Origin of the sequence: Streptomyces sp. NK15101, assembly GCF_020400725.1 — a bacterium.
Classification (GTDB): Bacteria; Actinomycetota; Actinomycetes; order Streptomycetales; family Streptomycetaceae; genus Streptomyces.
In genome coordinates this window covers 174,923-194,659 of the sequence record NZ_JAINVG010000004.1, presented here as the reverse complement: position 1 = coordinate 194,659, position 19,737 = coordinate 174,923, and the positions used below count along the sequence as shown (strand labels likewise).

At 71.7% G+C, this 19,737-nt stretch carries 15 protein-coding genes; 8 read left to right on the top strand and 7 right to left on the bottom strand.

Features of this window, described 5'->3' with window-relative positions; genetic code table 11:
- Positions 1 to 301 precede the first annotated feature (301 nt).
- The 3 genes from gltX to K7G60_RS03665 all read right to left on the bottom strand — a co-directional run bounded on the left by gltX (position 302) and on the right by K7G60_RS03665 (position 2,893).
- Positions 302 to 1,777 carry a glutamate--tRNA ligase gene (gene gltX, locus K7G60_RS03675; protein WP_225799304.1) on the bottom strand — a complete coding sequence of 492 codons (1,476 nt, stop codon included), beginning with the start codon at positions 1,775 to 1,777 and terminating at the stop codon, positions 302 to 304.
- A complete protein-coding gene (locus K7G60_RS03670) occupies positions 1,770 to 2,555 on the bottom strand; it encodes a fumarylacetoacetate hydrolase family protein (RefSeq protein ID WP_225799303.1) in 786 nt (261 codons plus the stop codon). The genes gltX and K7G60_RS03670 overlap by 8 nt, the downstream gene beginning before the upstream one ends.
- A 134-nt stretch (positions 2,556 to 2,689) precedes the next feature.
- Positions 2,690 to 2,893 carry a hypothetical protein gene (locus K7G60_RS03665; RefSeq protein WP_225799302.1) on the bottom strand — a complete coding sequence of 68 codons (204 nt, stop codon included), beginning with the start codon at positions 2,891 to 2,893 and terminating at the stop codon, positions 2,690 to 2,692.
- 567 nt (positions 2,894 to 3,460) lie between these two features.
- On the opposite strand from K7G60_RS03665, the gene K7G60_RS03660 reads away from it, so the two are divergent.
- The 8 genes from K7G60_RS03660 (at position 3,461) to K7G60_RS03625 (ending at position 13,999) form a co-directional block, all read left to right on the top strand.
- Positions 3,461 to 7,237: a nitrate- and nitrite sensing domain-containing protein gene (locus tag K7G60_RS03660; protein ID WP_225799301.1), complete on the top strand. Its 3,777-nt coding sequence runs from the start codon at positions 3,461 to 3,463 to the stop codon at positions 7,235 to 7,237.
- 9 nt (positions 7,238 to 7,246) lie between these two features.
- On the top strand, positions 7,247 to 7,660 hold the full coding sequence (locus tag K7G60_RS03655; RefSeq protein ID WP_030496942.1) for a roadblock/LC7 domain-containing protein: 414 nt from the start codon (positions 7,247 to 7,249) through the stop codon (positions 7,658 to 7,660).
- A gap of 165 nt (positions 7,661 to 7,825) precedes the next feature.
- Complete coding sequence (locus tag K7G60_RS03650; RefSeq protein WP_017235980.1) at positions 7,826 to 8,230, top strand: DUF742 domain-containing protein; 405 nt, start codon at positions 7,826 to 7,828, stop codon at positions 8,228 to 8,230.
- On the top strand, positions 8,211 to 8,789 hold the full coding sequence (locus K7G60_RS03645) for an ATP/GTP-binding protein (RefSeq protein WP_123455565.1): 579 nt from the start codon (positions 8,211 to 8,213) through the stop codon (positions 8,787 to 8,789). The genes K7G60_RS03650 and K7G60_RS03645 overlap by 20 nt, the downstream gene beginning before the upstream one ends.
- 340 nt (positions 8,790 to 9,129) lie before the next feature.
- Positions 9,130 to 12,378 (top strand): nitrate- and nitrite sensing domain-containing protein, encoded by a 3,249-nt coding sequence (locus K7G60_RS03640; RefSeq protein ID WP_225799300.1) that lies wholly within the window; start codon positions 9,130 to 9,132, stop codon positions 12,376 to 12,378.
- A gap of 7 nt (positions 12,379 to 12,385) precedes the next feature.
- On the top strand, positions 12,386 to 12,799 hold the full coding sequence (locus tag K7G60_RS03635; protein ID WP_026057603.1) for a roadblock/LC7 domain-containing protein: 414 nt from the start codon (positions 12,386 to 12,388) through the stop codon (positions 12,797 to 12,799).
- Between the two features lie 92 nt (positions 12,800 to 12,891).
- Positions 12,892 to 13,437 (top strand): DUF742 domain-containing protein, encoded by a 546-nt coding sequence (locus K7G60_RS03630; protein ID WP_225799299.1) that lies wholly within the window; start codon positions 12,892 to 12,894, stop codon positions 13,435 to 13,437.
- Entirely contained in the window at positions 13,418 to 13,999 is a 582-nt protein-coding gene (locus K7G60_RS03625; RefSeq protein ID WP_015036414.1) for an ATP/GTP-binding protein, read from the top strand. The genes K7G60_RS03630 and K7G60_RS03625 overlap by 20 nt, the downstream gene beginning before the upstream one ends.
- 100 nt (positions 14,000 to 14,099) lie before the next feature.
- Here K7G60_RS03625 and K7G60_RS03620 read toward each other — a convergent pair whose 3' ends face one another.
- The 4 genes from K7G60_RS03620 to K7G60_RS03605 form a co-directional block, all read right to left on the bottom strand.
- Positions 14,100 to 15,305, bottom strand: coding sequence for a hypothetical protein (locus tag K7G60_RS03620; protein WP_225799298.1), 1,206 nt, complete (start codon positions 15,303 to 15,305; stop codon positions 14,100 to 14,102).
- A gap of 83 nt (positions 15,306 to 15,388) precedes the next feature.
- On the bottom strand, positions 15,389 to 15,583 hold the full coding sequence (locus K7G60_RS03615; RefSeq protein WP_225799297.1) for an acyl-CoA carboxylase subunit epsilon: 195 nt from the start codon (positions 15,581 to 15,583) through the stop codon (positions 15,389 to 15,391).
- A gap of 14 nt (positions 15,584 to 15,597) precedes the next feature.
- Positions 15,598 to 17,181: an acyl-CoA carboxylase subunit beta gene (locus K7G60_RS03610; protein WP_225799296.1), complete on the bottom strand. Its 1,584-nt coding sequence runs from the start codon at positions 17,179 to 17,181 to the stop codon at positions 15,598 to 15,600.
- A 153-nt stretch (positions 17,182 to 17,334) separates the two neighbouring features.
- The gene (locus tag K7G60_RS03605; protein WP_225799316.1) at positions 17,335 to 19,656 is read right to left on the bottom strand and encodes a polysaccharide lyase 8 family protein; all 2,322 of its coding nucleotides are present in this window, start codon (positions 19,654 to 19,656) and stop codon (positions 17,335 to 17,337) included.
- Between the last annotated feature and the right edge of the window lie 81 nt (positions 19,657 to 19,737).

Here is a 19,737-nt window from a genome sequence, read left to right as displayed (position 1 = left end):
GGTTCCGCGTCTGACAGATGTGCCGGAGGCGCCTCGACACGCCTCCCGGGCACTGATTCAGTCGTGGGTCCGCCTGAGGAGTCGACGGGCTCGTCGAGACGAGTCTCGATGTGCTCCATGGCCCGGTTCAGGCGATCCAGCAACCCCGGCCTCCTCCCCTTCCGCTCACCAAGGTCGGGGAGGAGCATGCCTGCCGGGCCCGACGGGAATGGTCGGACAGGCCCGCGGCGGGGTCCGACAACGCCTCGGGGCGGCGCCGGGAGGATTCCGGTCGCCGCCCCTCTTGGCGTGCGGGTTCCGCTCAGCCGGCGAGCTTCGCCAGGGCCGCGTCGATGCGGGCCAGGGTCTTCTCCCTGCCCAGGATCTCCAGGGACTCGAAGAGCGGCAGGCCGACCGTGCGGCCGGTGACGGCGACGCGGACCGGGGCCTGCGCCTTGCCGAGCTTGAGGCCGTGGGCCTCGCCGGCGGCCAGGACGGCGTTCTTGAGGGACTCGGGGTCGCTCCAGTCGGCCGCGTCGAGCTTCTCGCGGGCGGTGGTCAGCAGGGCCGCGGGCTCGCCCTTCATGGCCTTGTCCCACGAGGCCTGGTCGAAGACCGGCTCGGGCAGGAAGAGGAAGTCCACGTTGGCCGTGATGTCCGAGAGGACGGTCAGGCGGGTCTGGGCGTGCGGCGCGATGGCCTCCCAGGCGGCGCGGTCGAAGTCCTCGGGGGCCCAGGGGGCGTGCGGGGCCCGGAGCCAGGGCTCGCACGCCTCGGCGAACGCCTTCACGTCCAGCATGCGGATGTGGTCGGCGTTGATCGACTCGGCCTTCTTGAGGTCGAAGCGCGCCGGGTTGGCGTTGACGTCGGCGATGTCGAACTTCTCCACCATCTCGGGGATGGTGAAGATGTCCTGGTCGGCCGAGAAGGACCAGCCGAGGAGCGACAGGTAGTTCAGCAGGCCCTCGGGGAGGAAGCCGCGCTCCCGGTAGAGGTTGAGGGAGGCCTGCGGGTCGCGCTTGGAGAGCTTCTTGTTGCCCTCGCCCATCACGTACGGCAGGTGGCCGAAGGAGGGGATCTCCTTGGCGACGCCCAGCTCGATCAGCGCCTTGTAGAGCGCGATCTGGCGCGGGGTGGAGGAGAGCAGGTCCTCGCCGCGCAGGACGTGGGTGATCTCCATCAGGGCGTCGTCGACCGGGTTGACCAGGGTGTACAGCGGGGCGCCGTTGGCCCGGAGGATGCCGTAGTCCGGCACGTTGTCCGGGGTGAAGGTGAGCTCGCCGCGGACCAGGTCGGTGAAGGTGATCGGCTCGTCGGGCATCCGGAAGCGGACGATCGACTCGCGGCCCTCGGCGCGGTAGCGCTCGATGCGCTCGGCGCTCAGGTTGCGGCAGGTGCCGTCGTAACCGGACGGCTTGCCGGCCAGGCGGGCGGCGTCCCGGCGGGCTTCCAGCTCCACGGCGGTGCAGAAGCAGTGGTACGCGTACCCGCCGGCGAGCAGCTTGTCGGCGACGTCCTTGTAGATGTCCATCCGCTGCGACTGGCGGTACGGCGCGTGGGGGCCGCCGATCTCGGGGCCCTCGTCCCAGTCGAGGCCGAGCCACTTCAGGGAGTCGAGCAGCTGGTTGTACGACTCCTCGGAGTCGCGAGCCGCGTCGGTGTCCTCGATGCGGAAGACCATGGTGCCCTGGTTGTGCCGGGCGAAGGCCCAGTTGAAGAGGGCGGTGCGGACCAGACCCACGTGGGGGTTGCCGGTCGGCGAGGGACAGAAACGGACGCGGATGTTCGCGTTAGCCACGCTTGATCACCTTATTGGTGAGAGTGCCGATGCCTTCGATGGTGACGGCGACCTCGTCGCCGACGTTGAGGGGGCCGACTCCGGCGGGGGTGCCGGTGAGGATGACGTCGCCGGGGAGCAGCGTCATGGCCTCGGTGATGTGGACGACCAGGTCCTCGATGGAGCGGATCATGTCGCTCGTCCGACCCAGCTGGCGCTGTTCGCCGTTGACCGTGGCCTGGATGGTCAGGTCGCTCGGGTCGAGGTCGGTCTCCACCCAGGGCCCCAGGGGGCAGGAGGTGTCGAAGCCCTTGGCGCGGGCCCACTGCTTCTCGCGCTGCTGGACGTCGCGGGCGGTGACGTCGTTGGCGCAGGTGTAGCCGAAGACGACGTCCTTCACGCGCTCACGGGGCACCTCGCGGCACATGCGGCCGATGACGACGGCCAGTTCGGCCTCGTGGTGCAGCTCGTTGGAGAAGGAGGGGTACTCGATGGCGTCGCCGGAGCCGATCACCGAGGTGGTGGGCTTGAAGAAGGCGACGGGGACGTCGGGGACCTCGTTGCCGAGTTCGGCGGCGTGCTCGGCGTAGTTGCGGCCGATGGCCACGACCTTGTTGGGGAGCACGGGCGGCAGGAGCCGTACCTTGCTCAGCGGGACCTTGGTGCCGCTGAGCTCGAAGTCGGTGTACGGGATGCCCTTGATGATGTCGAGGACGAGGCCGCCGGACTCGACGGTTCCCTCGCCCTCGACGGCGCCGAAGGCCACATTGCCGTCGATGGAGAATCTGGCGATGCGCACGAGTGCTGTCGCCCCTCACTTGGTACTGGCTGGAGTCTGACGCTCCAGGCTAACGCGGCGAGGGGCGGCCGACCGGCGATATCACCGGCGCCCGTGCGGGGATGCCGGGGGCGCTCGCGGGGCCCCCGGGGGCGCTAGCGCGTCGCGGAGGCGTACGGCTGGGGCTCGTAGGGGGCGGGGGCCTGCATCAGGATGGTGCGGCGCGGGTTGGCCGTGTTGCCGGGCAGCTCGACCGCGTACTCCGGCTGGACGCCCCGGCCGAGGTCTGCGGCGTCCGAGAGGTGGACGAGGGTGGAACGGCGGGGGTTGGCCGTGGTGCGGAGCGTCGTCGTCTTCATCGCGGTGATCAGACCTTGTTCCGGGACGGGCGCCCGTACGGGCGCGAAGGGGTGTAAAGCGTCAGGCTAAACATGCGATTCCCTTCGAATGCATGGCTGAGACATCGATTCGGGTGTGAGTTTGCTCACCAGACGCCTCACATTCCGGGCATTACGGACCGCCTCCGGATGTCACGGAAAGGGACATTCCGCCATTGAACTAGTCATTCCGCTCCTGATCATGTCGACTGGGACACACGGGGATGCCCGGCCATTGGGACGGAAAAGTCCGAATCCTCCGTGATCATCTTCTACGTGGGGTGACGTCCCGTGCACGCGTTGTCATACCCCTCCCGCCACGACACGCGGCCCTTGTTGGAGATCCGGCACTGTGCTGGAATTCCACGCACCGCCGCGGGTTTCAAGCCGGCGCGCAGGGGGCGCAACGCAGCGCCGGCCTAGTGGCGGGGAAGGGGGAACTGCGCCGGTCACCGACGACCACCTGGGGTGCCCAAGCACCCCGATCGACGCCGACACCGTCCTCTCCGTTCACCCGGAAGGACGCCTGGTCCAGAGGTTGCGACGCTAGTGCAGGGACGTTTCAAGAGGGATGGCTCGGGGTCTCCCCAGGCCCGCCAGGGCCGAGCGGATGCTCCGGCGGAGCAGGAACCGCGTGCCGGGACCGACCGCGGTCCCTCGGCCCCGCACACCCCGAACCAGGGTCAGGGACCGTCCGGCGACGGCGGCGGGCGCGCGAGCGCCGCGGCCGCGTCCGCCGAGACGTCCGCCGCACCCCCCAAGCTCCGGGCCGAGAACGAGGTCGGCCCCCGAATAGCCCTGCGCAACTGGCGCATCTCCACGCGCCTCGTCGCGCTCCTCACCCTCCCCGTGGTCGCGGCGACCACCCTGGGCGGCATCCGCATCAGCGACTCGCTCCAGGACATGGAGCAGCTCGACCACATGCAGCTGCTCACCAAGCTCACCCGAGAGGCCACGGGCCTCGCCCAGGCCCTGCAGGCCGAGCGCGACCTGTCCGCCGGCCCGCTGGCCAACGGCCGCCCGGTCAGCGACTACCAGGTCGCCAACCCGCGCCGGAAGACGGACCGCGAGTACAAGGCCTTCCTGGAGGCCACCGAGGACATCCCGGCCACCGAGGGCGACGAGGCGCTGCGCAGCATCCGCCAGAACGTCAGCCAGATCGCCTCGCAGGTCACCGAGCTCCACTCCATCCGGGGCAGCGCCTACGAGAAGGGCGTCTCGCATTCGGTGACGGTCGAGGCGTACAGCCGCCTCATCCGCTCGCTCCTCAGCCTCTCCCAGGACATGGCGCAGGCGACCAGCAACCCCGAGATGATCAAGCGGACCCGCGCGCTCGCCGCGTTCTCGTCCGCCAAGGAGTACGCCTCCATCCAGCAGGCGATCATCGCGGCCGCGCTGCCCCCGAGCGACCGGACCGCCGGCCAGATCCAGCAGGGCGACCGCCTCTACGGCGAGGCCGCCCTCAACAGTGAGGCCGTCGAGCTCAAGTCCTTCCAGGCGATCTACGAGTCGACCGGCGGCGACGCCGCCGAGCGGACCGAGTCGCTGAACTCCGGCGACCCGTCGATCAACGCCGCCAACAAGTACGCCGAGCGCGTGCTGAACTCGGACAAGGCGATGCGGGAGGGCCCGCGCCGCGGTCACCTGAACTTCACCGACGAGTACAGCACCAAGATCTCCGCCATGAACCGCATCGAGGCGGGTCTGCTCGGCGACATGGAGACGATGGCCCGTGAGCTGAAGCAGGAGTCGCAGCGCGACGCCATCATCAACGGTGCGCTGATCCTCCTCGTCCTCGGCGTCTCGCTCATCGGCGCCTTCGTCGTGGCCCGGTCCATGATCCGCTCGCTGCGCCGGCTGCAGGACACCGCGACCAAGGTCGCCCAGGACCGCCTGCCCGAGCTCGTCAAGCAGCTCTCCGAGTCCGACCCGCAGGACGTCGACACCTCCGTCGAGTCCGTCGGTGTGCACTCCCGGGACGAGATCGGCCAGGTGGCCGCGGCCTTCGACGACGTGCACCGCGAGGCGGTCCGCCTCGCCGCCGAGCAGGCCCTCCTCCGGGGCAACGTCAACGCGATGTTCACCAACCTCTCGCGCCGTTCCCAGGGCCTCATCCAGCGCCAGCTCTCGCTCATCTCCGAGCTGGAGTCCCGCGAGGCCGACCCGGACCAGCTCTCCTCGCTGTTCAAGCTCGACCACCTCGCGACCCGTATGCGCCGGAACGGCGAGAACCTCCTCGTCCTCGCCGGCGAGGAGCCGGGCCGCCGCTGGACCCGCCCGGTCCCGCTGGTCGACGTCCTCCGTGCCGCCGCCTCCGAGGTGGAGCAGTACGAACGCATCGAACTGGCCGCGGTCCCGGCGACCGAGGTCGCCGGCCGGGTCGTCAACGACCTCGTGCACCTCCTCGCCGAGCTGCTCGAGAACGCCACCTCGTTCTCCTCCCCGCAGACCAAGGTCCGGGTCACCGGTCACGCCCTGCCCGACGGCCGCGTGCTCGTCGAGATCCACGACACCGGCATCGGCCTCTCCCCCGAGGACCTCGCCGCGATCAACGAGCGGCTCGCCTCGCCGCCCACCGTGGACGTCTCGGTCTCCCGCCGCATGGGCCTGTTCGTGGTCGGCCGCCTGTCCCTGCGACACGGCATCCGGATCCAGCTGCGCCCGTCCGACTCGGGCGGCACCACCGCGCTCGTCATGCTCCCCGTCGACGTCGCCCAGGGCGGCAAGAAGCCCATGCCCAAGCCGGGCGCGGGCGGCCAGGGCGCGATGCCGCAGGGCGCCTCGGCCCCCGGCGGCCGTCTCCCCGGCGGCCCCGGTGCGGCCGGTGGCCCCGGCGGCGGACGTCCGGGCCAGGGCGGTGCCCCGTCCTCGGCGGCCGGCCGCCTCGGCGCCGGTGCCGGTGCCGCGCGCGGTCAGGTCGGTGCGAGCGGTCCCCGGGCCGCGCTGCCCGCCCGTGACGGTGCCCCGCTCACCGGCGGCCCGCAGGGCGCGCCGCAGTCCCGCACCCCCCAGCCGCAGAACGCCCAGCTGGAGCAGACCGGCCGGCTGCCGCAGGTCCCCCAGGCCCCGCAGGCTCCCCAGTCGCCCGACGCGCTGCGTCCGGGCCCCGGCGGGGGCGGCCTCATCGGCGGCGCCGCGAGCGCCATCCCGTCCCGTACGGACGTGTGGGGCAACCAGTCCGGCCCGCAGCAGGCCCCGCAGCAGCCGCAGCCGCAGCCGCAGGGCGACCAGCAGGGCGGTTACGACTTCCCGCGCGCCGAACTGCCCGGCGGCGCCCCTCAGCCGCAGCGCCCGCAGGCCACGAGCTGGGGCAACGACCCGCAGCAGCAGCCGGTCCGGCGCCCGCAGCAGGAGATGTCCCCGCTGGACGCCCCGCGCGGTCACGAGGAGCCGGAGTCGGCGGGCCTGTTCGGTGCGCCGGCGGCTCCGCAGGGTCCCGGTTCCACGGGCCAGTTCCCGCGCCCGGACTTCGGCGCCCCGCAGCAGCCGCAGGCCCCGCAGGCCTACCAGGGCGGTGCGCAGGACCCGGCTTCGACGGCCCAGTTCCCGCGCCCCGACTTCGACGCCCCGCAGGGTCCCGGTTCCACCGGCCAGTTCCCGCGCCCGGACTTCGGCGCCCCGCAGCAGCCGCAGGCCCCGCAGCAGCCCCAGGCGTACCAGGGAGGCCAGCAGCAGCAGTTCGGCCGGCAGCCCTTCGTGCCGCAGGCGCAGCAGCAGGCCCAGCAGCAGGCGCCGCGTCAGCGGACCGGCGACGACTTCGGTGCCCCGCGTCCGGCCGAGCCGGCCGGACGGCAGCCGCAGCTCCAGCAGCCGCGCCGTCCGGAGGCCCTGCCGCCGGCCGGTGGCGCGGGCGACGGTCGCACCCCGCTGTACGACACGCTGGAAGGCAACTGGTCGCAGCAGGGGCAGCAGCGGGCCTACCAGGCGGACCCGGCGCAGACGATGCCGACCCCGGTCGTGTCGCAGCCGTCCGCTCCGGCGCCCCGCCCGGCCGGTGACCCGGCCGGTGACGGCCGCCAGAACGGCGGGGCCGCCTGGCGGACCTCGCCCAACGACGAGCTGGTGCGCCAGGCGGAGCGGGTGCGCAAGCCCGCGGCCGGCGGCGTCACCACCTCCGGTCTTCCGCGCCGTGTGCCGAAGGCCAACCTCGTACCCGGGACCGCACAGGAGCAGGCCCACACGGCCGGCCCCCAGGTCTCGCGTGCACCCGACGACGTCCGCGGCCGGCTCACCAATCTGCGCCGCGGCATCCAGCAGGGCCGCCAGGCCGGCAACTCGACCACGGGTAGCCACCACCTCGGTCCGAACCATCAGCAGGAGCGTTAGTTGAACGCGATGAGCCAGGCGGCGCAGAATCTGAACTGGTTGATCACCAACTTCGTGGACAACACCCCCGGGGTGTCCCACACGGTGGTGGTCTCCGCCGACGGACTCCTGCTGGCCATGTCCGAAGGATTCCCCCGCGACCGCGCCGACCAGCTGGCGGCGGTCGCGTCCGGACTGACCTCGCTGACCGCGGGCGCGTCCCGGATTTTCGAGGGCGGACCCGTGGCACAGACCGTGGTGGAGATGGAGCGCGGCTTCCTCTTCCTGATGTCCGTCTCCGACGGCTCCTCGCTGGCCGTGCTCGCTCACCCCGAGTGCGACATCGGCCTCGTGGGCTACGAGATGGCGCTGCTGGTCGACCGGGCCGGCAGCGTCCTCACCCCGGATCTCCGTGCGGAGCTCCAGGGCAGCCTGCTCCACTAGGTCACGCACGGCGGACGGACCCCACATCCGTCCGCACCGACCGACCCGCAGAGCGATACGCCCCTCCGTACCGCTCTGGGCACTGTTCATCGTCCGGCCGCCCCACCCGGCCCCCCACCGGCCCCATCAGACGGCAGAAGTCTTGCTGTCACGCCCGGAGGATTCATGACCCCGCCCCCCGCCTCTCACGATCCGTACGGCGCCTCAGTCGACGAGTACGGGCATGAGGGCGACCAGCCGCTGGTGCGTCCGTACGCGATGACCGGCGGCCGGACCCGGCCGCGTTACCAGCTCGCCATCGAGGCGCTGGTCAGCACCACGGCCGACCCGGCACACCTCGCCACGCTCCTTCCGGAGCACCAGCGGATCTGCCACCTCTGCCGCGAGGTCAAGTCCGTGGCCGAGGTGTCGGCCCTCCTGTCGATGCCGCTCGGCGTCGCCCGGATCCTCGTGGCCGACCTGGCGGAGGCCGGCATGGTGGCGATCCACCAGCCGGGCAACGGAGAGACCGGCGGCACGCCGGACGTCACACTGCTCGAAAGGGTGCTCAGTGGACTTCGCAAGCTCTAGCGGCGCGGCCAGATCGACCACCAGCGCGAAGATCGTGGTGGCGGGCGGCTTCGGCGTGGGCAAGACCACGTTCGTCGGCGCCGTCTCGGAGATCAACCCGCTGCGTACCGAAGCCGTCATGACCTCCGCGTCGGCCGGCATCGACGATCTGACGCACACCGGTGGCAAGACGACGACGACCGTCGCCATGGACTTCGGCCGCATCACCCTGGACCAGGACCTGATCCTGTACCTCTTCGGTACCCCGGGCCAGGACCGCTTCTGGTTCATGTGGGACGACCTCGTCCGCGGCGCCATCGGCGCCGTCGTCCTGGTCGACACCCGACGCCTCGCCGACTGCTTCCCCGCCGTCGACTACTTCGAGAACTCGGGCCTCCCCTTCGTCATCGCCCTCAACGGCTTCGACGGCAACCAGCCCTACCAGCCCGAAGAGGTCCGCGAGGCCCTCCAGATCGGCCCCGACACCCCCATCATCACCACCGACGCCCGCCACCGCGCCGACGCCAAGAGCGCCCTCATCACGCTCGTCGAGCACGCCCTCATGGCACGCCTCAAGTAGCGGGGCCGGCCAGGGCAGTTGTCATATGCCCCTGCCAGGGGCGGTCTGTGTCCTTCGACACGGCCGCCCTCGGCTTCATAACATTTCGACAGAGAATTGGGGCGCCCCGGACACCCGACGCATCCGATCGGTGTCACTGCGCTCACATGAGCCCCGTCATTTGGCGGGGCTCGCTCTTTATGCCCGTTTTATGTGAGGCCTGGACCACTGAAAGGGGCCGCTTCCCACTGTTTGGAAGGGACCCCCTTCACGTGCTGCAATTCATGAACTCCCGAGTAGTACGGCCCTGAACGAAACACCGGCACAACGTAGGTGCCGACGCCGAGAGGTTGTTGGTCGAGTGAGGCGAAGCAAGGAAAGCTCCGCGGAGCAGGAGACGCGGGGCAACTTCACGCCGCCGTCGCGCACGGCGGCGTCGCCCGCGGACGTGCCCGTGACGCCGCCCCCCGTGGAAGTTCCCAGGGGCAGCTCCAGCAAGCTCTCGCCCCGCAACTGGCGGGTGCCCACCCGGCTGAACGCGATCCTCTGCATACCCGTGCTCACCGGCCTCGTCATGGGCAGCTTCCAGGTCAAGTCGGCCATCGACACCTGGCAGGAGGCGCAGGACGCCGAGAAGACGGCGCTCATCGTGCGCGCCGCCTCGGAGTACAGCACCGCCCTGCTCAACGAGCGCGACCTCACCGCCGGCCCCCTGCTGGCCGCGAAGACCCCCGAGGACCGCAAGGCCGACGAGGTCACCCGGGCGTACGCCGCGACCGACTCCGCCAAGTCCAAGTTCGACGAGGCCGTCAAGAACATGCCGTCGGGCCAGGGCCTGGAGCGCCGCCTGCGGCTCTTCCAGGACGAGGAGCCGAAGCTGGAGACGCTGCGCAAGGCCGCGTACACCCGCTCCCTCGACCCGGTGAACACCCAGCTCGGCTACACGGGCGTGCAGCACTACCTGATGGAGTTCTCCAACGAGCTCGGTCTGGGCACCGGCAACATCACCAGCTACGGCCGCACCGTCTACGCGATCCAGCTCTCGAAGGGCGCGGAGTCCCTCCAGCGCTCCATCGGCACCCAGCTCCTGGTCCGGCCCAGCCGCGACGAGGCGGTCTTCGCCCAGCAGTCCGTGGCGTTCAACTCGTACAACTACCTGGAGCAGATCGCCCTCGGCGAGTTCAACTCCGGCGGTCTGCCCGAGGACGTCGACCTCCTCAAGAAGGTCATGGCCGGCAAGGCCGCCGAGGGCGAGAAGCGGATGGCCGCGGCCGGCGTCGAGCTCCCCAAGGGCAAGGACGGCTCCGTCTACTCCGGCGTCGCCTCCAAGATCGGCACCGCCAAGGGCGCCGAGGGCATCAAGGAGCTGAAGGGCGAGGGCATCACGCCCGAGACCTGGATGGCGGTCGCCACCGCCAAGTTCGACGGGTACAGCGAGGTCGAGAAGACCCTCGTCGACAAGGCCGTGACCGAGGCCGCCGCCATCTCCGACGAGGCCAAGACGGACGCCTGGGTCAACGGCGGCATCGTCGTCGTCGCCCTGCTCGCCGCCTTCATCCTGGCCGGGATGATGGCCCGCCAGATGAGCCGCTCGATGCGCGAGCTGCGGACCGCCGCCTTCGGCATCGCCGAGCAGCGCCTGCCGATGCTGGTCGACCAGCTCTCCCGTACGGAGCCGGGCCGCGTCGACACCCGCGTCCAGCCCATCCCGATCGACTCGCAGGACGAGATCGGCGAGGTCGCCCGCGCCTTCGACCAGGTCCACCGCGAGGCCGTCCGGCTCGCCGCCGAGCAGGCCATGCTCCGCGGCAACGTCAACGCGATCTTCACGAACCTCTCGCGCCGCAACCAGTCGCTGATCGAGGGCCAGCTGACCCTCATCACCGACCTGGAGAACAACGAGGCCGACCCGGACCAGCTGGAGAACCTCTTCAAGCTGGACCACCTGGCCACCCGCATGCGCCGCAACGGCGAGAACCTCCTCGTCCTCGCCGGCGAGGAGCCGGGCCGCCGCTGGGACCAGCCGGTCCCGCTGGTCGACGTCATGCGCGCCGCCTCCTCCGAGGTGGAGCAGTACGAGCGCATCGAGCTGGCCGGCGTCCCGGAGGCCGAGATCCACGGCCAGGCCGTGACCGACCTCGTGCACCTGCTCGCCGAGCTCCTGGAGAACGCCACCACGTTCTCCTCCCCCCAGACCAAGGTCCGCGTCACGGCGACCCGTCTCCCCGACGGCCGCGTGATGGTCGAGATCCACGACAAGGGCATCGGCCTCACCGCCGAGGACTTCGCGGACATCAACCACAAGCTGGCCAACCCGCCGACCGTGGACGCCGCCGTCTCGCAGCGCATGGGCCTCTTCGTGGTCGGCCGGCTCGCCGACCGGCACGGCATCCGGGTCCAGCTCCGCCCCTCGGGCGAGCAGGCCGGGACGACCTCGCTGATCATGCTGCCGGACGCGATCACGCACGGCGGCGGTGGCGAGCAGCCGCTCCAGGACGACTTCACCGTCTCGCAGATCATCCCGCAGCAGCAGCAGAACGCCTTCGAGGGCGGCGCGCCGCAGCCGATGCTCACCGCGGCCGACCTCGGCTTCGACGACTCGCGCTACGAGCAGCCGGCCGGGGAGGAGCGTCAGCTCGACCCGGTCAACCGCTCGCTCCAGCGCGAGGGGCGGCGCGCCGCCCTGGAGGCCCAGGCGCAGGGCGGCGACCGTCCGCTCTTCCGCGACGAGGCGGAGCCGGCGGAGCAGTACGGCCAGGGCCAGGAGTTCGACCAGGGTCAGGAGTACGGGGGGCAGCAGGCCCAGGAGTACCCGGCGGAGCAGTACCCGGCGCAGGAGTACGGCCAGGAGTACGCGGCCGGCTACCCGCAGCAGGACGGCTTCCAGCAGCAGGACGGGTACCCGCAGCAGCAGGAGGACTACGCCTACCCGCAGCAGGGTTACGAGGCGTACCCGCAGCAGGGCTATGCGGAAGCCTCGTACGAGGCCTCGGGAACCGAACACCAGCAGTACGGCAATGCGTTCGATCCCCAGCCCCACCAGGCGCAGTGGCAGGATCAGAGCGCTTACCAGGGCGGCTACGGACAAGATTTCGGAGCGGAACCGGAATCTGCTCCGAGCGCTCCCGAACAGGCCGCCGAGCGCGTAGGCTTCGACCGTCCGGGCCCGACCTCGAGTCCCGCCCCGGACACCGGACACGCGCTGACCGACGCCGGTCTGCCGCGCCGCGGCAGCGTCGCCCCGCAGACGCAGCAGGTGCCGCAGCAGCCGAAGCCCGCGCAGCCGGTGCAGCAGCAGAACGAAGCCGACGGCTCCGACGAATGGCGCTCGACCAACGACGAGCGCTGGCAGCGGGCCGGAAAGCTCAAGGACCCCAAGGCGGGCGGGGTCACCTCGTCCGGTCTCCCCCGGCGGGTCCCGAAGGCCAACCTGGTCGAGGGGACGGCTGAGCAGACCCCGCAGGGCGGCCCCCAGGTCTCCCGCGCACCCGAGGACGTACGCGGCAGGTTGAGCAACCTGCGCCGGGGCGTCCAGCAGGGGCGCAGCGCGGGAACGGACACGAACGGATCGGGCCTCGGCCCGGGCAGTACCTACAACCAGGAGCGTTAGTGTGAGCATGAGCCAGGCGGCGCAGAATCTGAACTGGTTGATCACCAACTTCGTGGACAACACCCCCGGGGTGTCGCACACGGTGGTGGTCTCCGCCGACGGACTCCTGCTGGCGATGTCCGAGGGGTTCCCCCGTGACCGCGCCGACCAGCTGGCGGCCGTCGCTTCCGGACTGACCTCGCTGACCGCGGGTGCGTCCCGGATCTTCGAGGGTGGTGCGGTCAACCAGACCGTCGTGGAGATGGAGCGCGGCTTCCTCTTCATCATGTCGATCTCGGACGGCTCCTCGCTGGCCGTGCTCGCCCACCCGGAGGCCGACATCGGCCTCGTGGGCTACGAGATGGCCCTGCTCGTGGACCGCGCGGGCACGGTTCTGACGCCTGACCTCCGGGCGGAACTTCAGGGAAGTCTTCTCAACTAACAGACGGACAGTGCGTTTCGTGCCACCGCACCGTAAGGTGCGGTGGCGCGGTTCCAAGGGACATGGACCGCGAGGCAGTCGGAGGAGGAGACGTGGGTACACCCCCGGGCGCGAGCCCCTACAACGGTTATGACGCGCACCAGGCGCCGCTGGGCGACGCCGCGCAGAACCGGTTCAACTTTCCCTCCACCCCGAGCAGACAGGGCGTGTCTCAGCCCTACGCGCAGCCTCAGGTCCCGTCGGCCGCGGGTTCGCCGGCCGTCTCGCGCGGCTCGTCCGCCGGCGGTTCGGGCGGGCACAACCCGCTCGTGCGTCCGTACGCGATGACCGGCGGCCGTACCCGGCCGCGTTACCAGCTCGCCATCGAGGCGCTGGTCAGTACGACGGCCGATCCGGCCCGGCTGCAGGGGCAGTTGCCCGAGCACCAGCGGATCTGCCGGCTCTGCTTCGAGATCAAGTCGGTCGCGGAGATCTCGGCGCTTCTCTCCATTCCCCTCGGCGTCGCCCGAATCCTCGTCGCCGACCTGGCCGAGGCCGGACTCGTCGCCATCCACCAGCCCGGCGGCGACGAGGCCGCCGGCGGTCAGCCAGACGTGACACTGCTCGAAAGGGTGCTCAGTGGACTTCGCAAGCTCTAGCGGCGGCGCGGCCCGTTCAACCACCAGCGCGAAGATCGTGGTGGCGGGCGGCTTCGGCGTGGGCAAGACCACGTTCGTCGGCGCCGTCTCGGAGATCAACCCGCTGCGTACCGAAGCCGTCATGACCTCCGCGTCCGCGGGCATCGACGACCTCACCCACACCGGCGACAAGACGACGACGACCGTCGCCATGGACTTCGGCCGCATCACCCTGGACCAGGACCTGATCCTGTACCTCTTCGGTACCCCGGGCCAGGACCGCTTCTGGTTCATGTGGGACGACCTCGTCCGCGGCGCCATCGGCGCCGTCGTCCTGGTCGACACCCGACGCCTCGCCGACTGCTTCCCCGCCGTCGACTACTTCGAGAACTCGGGCCTCCCCTTCGTCATCGCCCTCAACGGCTTCGACGGCAACCAGCCCTACCAGCCCGAAGAGGTCCGCGAGGCCCTCCAGATCGGCCCCGACACCCCCATCATCACCACCGACGCCCGCCACCGCGCCGACGCCAAGAGCGCCCTCATCACGCTCGTCGAACACGCCCTCATGGCACGCCTGCGGTAGTCCCGGCGGGAAGACGTACGGAAGGCCCCGCGCACCGGATCCGGTGCGCGGGGCCTTCCGTGTCCCGCCGTCCCGATCCCGCCGTCCCGGTCCCGCCCTCTCAGTCCTGCCAGTAGAACAGGAGGGTGTCGACGTCGCGGGGCCCGCGTCCGCCGAAGTAGTAGACGCCCAGGCCGGTGACCTCGATGCCGCCGGTGGCCCGGTCGATCCAGCGGAAGCCGGCCTCCTCCAGGGCCCGGCGGGCGGGGTGCTTGTCGTCGTGGCCCGTGGCGAAGCGCCCGAGGGTGCTGACGAGGACGTTCTCGTCGCCGCAGGAGATCACGTGGTAGGTGCCGTCCCCCTGCTGGTGGTGGGCCCCCGCGGAGACCGGCGGATCCGGGGCGAGACCGGCGGCGGTCAGCGCGGCCGTCGCCCGCGCGAGCCGGTCCGCCCGGTCCGGGCGGCCGGGCGGCTCGGTGCACAGGGCTTCCAGGCGCCAGCGGGGGTCGCTCCGCCGCTGGCACCGGGGGGCGTACTCGTGGACGATCGCCCGGCGCAGTTCCTCGTCCAGGCCGTCGACCTCGACCCGGGGGCTGCCGAGCCGCTCGTCGATCCGGCGGGTCTCGGCCCGGTCCCCGGTGAGTCCGTGCAGGGCGCACACGGCCCACACGGCGGCCTCGGGGGCGGGCGCCCCGGCCAGGAAGGCGCGCAGCCGGCCGGGGTCCGCCACGAGCGTGTGGGCCAGGTGGGCGACGTCGCGGTCGGGGTCGGCCAGGTAGGGAATCACGTCCTGGCCCGCGCGGTGCCGCGTCCGGAGCGCGAAGCGGCGGTCCTCCGGCCGGTCCTCGCCGAGGTCGGCCAGGACCGCGTCGGCGCCGTGGTGCTCCGTCAGACCGTCGAGGCCGGCCTCCCCGATCTCCCGCCACCGCTGCCAGGGCGAGGCCGCGAGCGTGGACAGGGCGGGGGCGGCCGTGCGGTCGCCCAGCAGGCCGCGGGCCTTGAGGACCGCCTCGGCGACCCCGTACGAGCCGTCCCCCCGTCCCGCCTCGTCGCGCAGCCAGGGCAGGAGTTCCGTCCGGCCCGCGAGGAGGTCGAGGAGCGCGATGCGCACCTCGGCCGTCTCGTCCTCGTCCCGGATCCGCTCGAAGAGGCCGGGGACCCGGGCCTCCGGGACCCGGCCGGCGAGCGCGTGCGCGCAGATGCGACGCCGCCACCAGTCCTTGCCGGGGTCGAGCACGTAGCGGGCGAGGGCGTCGGGGTCGTGGGCCCGCAGGGCGGCGGTGTCGGGCTGCCCCCGGTCCGGTATCAGCGTGTCGATCTTCCGCATCGGGCGATGCTACGTCCCGGGGACGCCGAAGGGCCCCCGGTTTCCCTGTGCGGGAAGCGGGGGCCCTTCGGTGCGACGGGGTGTCAGCGCCAGCTGTGCGGGGCGCGGAAGCCGTGCTCGCGCTCCAGGCGGCGCCAGCCGGCCTGGGTGCGGCCGCGGTGGGCCTCCTCGGCGGGCTGCGAGGCGGCGCGGGCGAGCAGCACGGCCGTGATGGCGGCGAGCTCCTCGGGGTCGGCGGTGCCCTTCTCGACGCGGAGAAGGTTGGCGGGCGTGGTCACGTGGATGACTCCTCTTACTGAGGCGGGTTGCCGTGCTTGCGGGACGGCAGGTCGGCGTGCTTGGTGCGGAGCATCGCGAGGGACCTGATGAGCACCTGGCGGGTGTCGGCGGGGTCGATGACGTCGTCGACCAGGCCGCGCTCCGCCGCGTAGTACGGGTGCATCAGCTCGGCCTTGTACTCCTTGACCATGCGGGCCCGCATGGCGTCGGGGTCCTCGGCCTCCGCGATCTGCTTGCGGAAGATGACGTTGGCGGCGCCCTCGGCGCCCATGACCGCGATTTCGTTGGTGGGCCAGGCGTACGTCAGGTCGGCACCGATGGACTGGGAGTCCATCACGATGTAGGCGCCGCCGTAGGCCTTGCGCAGGATCAGGGAGATCCGGGGAACGGTCGCGTTGCAGTACGCGTACAGCAGCTTCGCGCCGTGCCTGATGATTCCACCGTGCTCCTGGTCGACTCCGGGCAGGAAGCCGGGTACGTCCAGAAGGGTGATGATCGGGATGTTGAAGGCGTCGCACATCTGGACGAAGCGCGCGGCCTTCTCGGAGGCCTCGATGTCGAGGACGCCGGCGAGCGACTGGGGCTGGTTGGCGACGATGCCGACGACCTGACCGTCCAGGCGGGCGAGCGCGCAGATGATGTTGCGGGCCCAGCGCTCGTGGATCTCCAGGTAGTCGCCGTCGTCGACGAGCTCCTCGATGACCTTGTGCATGTCGTACGGGCGGTTGCCGTCGGCGGGCACGAGGTCGAGCAGCACGTCGGAGCGGCGGTCGGCCGGGTCCTCGGAGGCGACGGCCGGCGGGTTCTCGCGGTTGTTCTGCGGGAGCATCGACAGGAGGTAGCGCACCTCGGCGATGCAGGTCTCCTCGTCGTCGTACGCGAAGTGCGCGACGCCGGAGGTCTCGGCGTGGACGTCGGCGCCGCCGAGGCCGTTCTGGGTGATCTCCTCGCCGGTGACCGCCTTGACGACGTCCGGGCCGGTGATGAACATCTGCGAGGTCTCGCGGACCATGAAGACGAAGTCCGTCAGCGCCGGGCTGTACGCGGCACCGCCGGCGCACGGGCCGAGCATCACCGAGATCTGCGGGATGACGCCCGAGGCCCTGGTGTTGCGCTGGAAGATGCCGCCGTAGCCGGCGAGGGCGGAGACGCCCTCCTGGATGCGGGCGCCGGCGCCGTCGTTCAGGGAGACCAGCGGCGCACCGGCCGCGATGGCCATGTCCATGATCTTGTGGATCTTGGTGGCGTGGGCCTCGCCGAGGGCGCCGCCGAAGATCCGGAAGTCGTGGGCGTAGACGAAGACCGTGCGGCCCTCGACCGTGCCCCAGCCGGTGATGACGCCGTCGGTGTACGGCTTCTTGGCCTCCAGGCCGAAGCCCTGCGCGCGGTGCCGCCGCAGCTGCTCGACCTCGTTGAAGGAACCAGGGTCGAGCAGCAGCTCGATGCGCTCGCGCGCGGTCAGCTTGCCCTTGGCGTGCTGGGCCTCGGTGGCACGCTCACTCGGGCCACGGAGCGCCTGCTCGCGCAGGACGTGCAGCTCGGCCACTCGGCCACGGGCGTCAGCGGGCTCGCTCGGGATCTGGTCCACAACGGTCATGTACCGACCCTACGAAGTCGCGCAAGAAAACCCCGCCGTCGACTCCGTACAGTCTCGCGTGTCGAATCCTGGCGGGGCTGGACAGAACCCGGCCCCGTCCAGCCCGAGTCAACAGCCAGACACCCCCCGTGTTTATAGGGTTCCGACATAGACCTAGAGCAGAACCTCGCAACCATGGGTCGCGCCCCCGGTACCCGGGGTGATCCGCAGCCGCAGCGAGGAGCCGGTGGCGAGGACCTCGACGGAGGGGTCGTGGCGGACCACCCGGCGGACCGGACGGTTCCACACGAGCTCCAGCGCCTGCCCCGTGCGCAGCGGTTCGGAGACCCTCAGGTCCAGGACGGAACGGCGGCGCCGGACGAGGACGCTCGCGGGTGCGGTGACCGTGAGCGGCCCCACCGTACCGGCCTGCCAGAGGTTCGCGGCGGTCAGCCCGAGGGACGGGACGGCGATCGCCTGCCGCTCGGCGGTGTTGTCGAGAACGTTCAGCCAGTCCGGGTCGGCGGCGCGGGCGGCGAGCGCCCGCGGGGAGGCGTCCGGCATCAGGAGGTACACGTACGAGGCGGCGACCGGATCGGTGCCGTGGTCCAGCCAGAGGGTCTGGTAGCGGCGGGTCCGGCGCTCGGTGGAGCCGGCGGTGTTGATGTCGCTCCACGCGCCGGTGCGGTCCTCGCGCAGGGTGCGGAGGTTTCCGGCCCCCCGCGGGAAGACCCAGCCGCCGTGGCCCTCCAGGTGCGCCCAGCCGTCGCCGGCGGTGAAGGCCTGGGTGCCTCCCTCTCCGAGGAGGCGGTTGTCGACGACCGTCTCGACGGGCACGCCGTCGGTCGCGGTGATCCCGGCGCCCAGGCAGACGACCGCGTCCGCCGCGCAGAACCAGGACTTGCGGGCCTCCAGGGTGGAGCCGAGGCCCTTGAGGTGCTGGCCGACGGCCGCGTACTCGCCGTCGGTGGTCCCGCCGACCCAGCGGACGGCCGGCCGGGGCGCGCCCCACTCGCCGCCCGCCCGGTCGGCCAGGCGCTTGGTGGAGACGGTGGTGCCGGGGAGGCGGTACGGGTCGACGGTGGGCCAGAACCAGTCGGTGTACTGGTCGCCGCGGCCCGGGGCCCACCAGGAGAGCATCCCGGCGCCGGTGTGCCAGCCGCGCGGGTTCTCGCCGTTTCCGCACTCGTAGTACGTGATCCGGTTCGAGGCCATGGCGATGCTGGCGGCCCAGCCGGGGCGGCGGTGGACGGCCCGGTCCATGGCGGGGAAGAGCCGGTGGCCGGTGGGTTCGGGGGCGGCCGGGACGGGAGACGCCGCCACGGCGTGCAGCCGGGCGAGGTCGGCGACGCCGAACTGGCGGGCGGCGAGGACCGGGGAGACGGTGTCGCGCTCGATCCACCCCTTCACGCGCGCGTGCCACCGGTCCCGCTCGGCGGCGGACGCCCCGCCCGCGAGGAGGGCGATGGCCGCGATGACGCCCTGGCCGTGGAAGTGGTCGGAGCGCATGATCCGCCGGTCGTCGTTCTTCAGGTGTCCGCGGCTGATGGCGCGCCCGTTGACGCTGTCCATCATCAGGCCGTCGTAGACGAAGGGCGCGTAGGCCTTCTCGACGCTGTCGAGGACGATCTGCCGGTCGGGGTCGGTGACGGCCCAGGTGGAGCCGGCCAGGAGGGAGAAGAGCCGGCCGAGGCCGTCGAGCATGACCTGACCGTAGGTGCCGGAGTAGGCGACCCAGGTGTGCTGGACGAAGGAGCCGTCGGCGTAGAGGCCGTCGCCCTGGGTGACGTACGGGAAGACGGGCGAGAGGGCGTCGCGGGCGAGGGCTATCTTGGCGGGGTTCGCGCCGAGGACGCCGCGCAGGGCGACCGAGCGGCAGAGGTCGACGCGGTTGGCGCCGGTGGAGGTGCCGGTGTAGTTCCGCAGGACCGAGTCGGGCACGAAGTGGTCGACGGCGGCGCAGGCGGCGGCGATGCGCTCGGCGCCGAGGCGGGGGTGGAGCGCGGCCACGATGTCCATGAGGAGGCGGGGGCTGCCGATCTGCCACTCCCACCAGTTGCCGTAGCGCGGGGCGCCCGCCCGGTAGACGGTGGCGGAGAGGTGGTCGAGGCCGCGCAGCACGTCGGCGAGCAGTTCCTCGTCGCCGGTGAGGCCGGTGCCGGGCTGGACGTACGCCTGGGTCATGGTCCACAGGCGGCCGTAGCTCTGGGAGATGCCGGCCGGCGGGTCGAAGGGGGCGTCGGGCCAGAGCGAGGCGGTCGTGGCGGCCATGCTCGCGCGGAAGGCACGCGCGAGCGTGCCCGTCTCGGCGAGCTTGCCGGCGTAGGGCTCGGCCCCGGCGTCGAAGCCGGAGCCGAGCTGGAGGTCGAGCCAGCGGAGCCGCAGGGTCTCGAACTCGTCGGCCGGGTCCGCCGCGTGGGCGGAGGGGGACAGCGCCACGGCGGCCGCCGCGGCGGCCGCCGTGCTCAGGAAGGTGCGGCGGGACCAGAGGGACAGGGACACGGGAGCCTCCCGGGGGAAGTGGTGGAGACCGGTCGGCGCCCGGTGTAACACCCTGTTTCCGACGCAATCAATGAG

What these genes read in the sequence shown, in the direction of transcription:
- K7G60_RS03635 (WP_026057603.1), top strand. Translation starts at nt 12,386, where the DNA reads ATGAGCCAGGCGGCGCAGAATCTGAACTGGTTGATCACCAACTTCGTG.
- K7G60_RS03665 (WP_225799302.1), bottom strand. Translation starts at nt 2,893, where the DNA reads ATGAAGACGACGACGCTCCGCACCACGGCCAACCCCCGCCGTTCCACC.
- K7G60_RS03650 (WP_017235980.1), top strand. Translation starts at nt 7,826, where the DNA reads ATGACCCCGCCCCCCGCCTCTCACGATCCGTACGGCGCCTCAGTCGAC.
- K7G60_RS03655 (WP_030496942.1), top strand. Translation starts at nt 7,247, where the DNA reads ATGAGCCAGGCGGCGCAGAATCTGAACTGGTTGATCACCAACTTCGTG.
- K7G60_RS03610 (WP_225799296.1), bottom strand. Translation starts at nt 17,181, where the DNA reads ATGACCGTTGTGGACCAGATCCCGAGCGAGCCCGCTGACGCCCGTGGC.
- K7G60_RS03620 (WP_225799298.1), bottom strand. Translation starts at nt 15,305, where the DNA reads ATGCGGAAGATCGACACGCTGATACCGGACCGGGGGCAGCCCGACACC.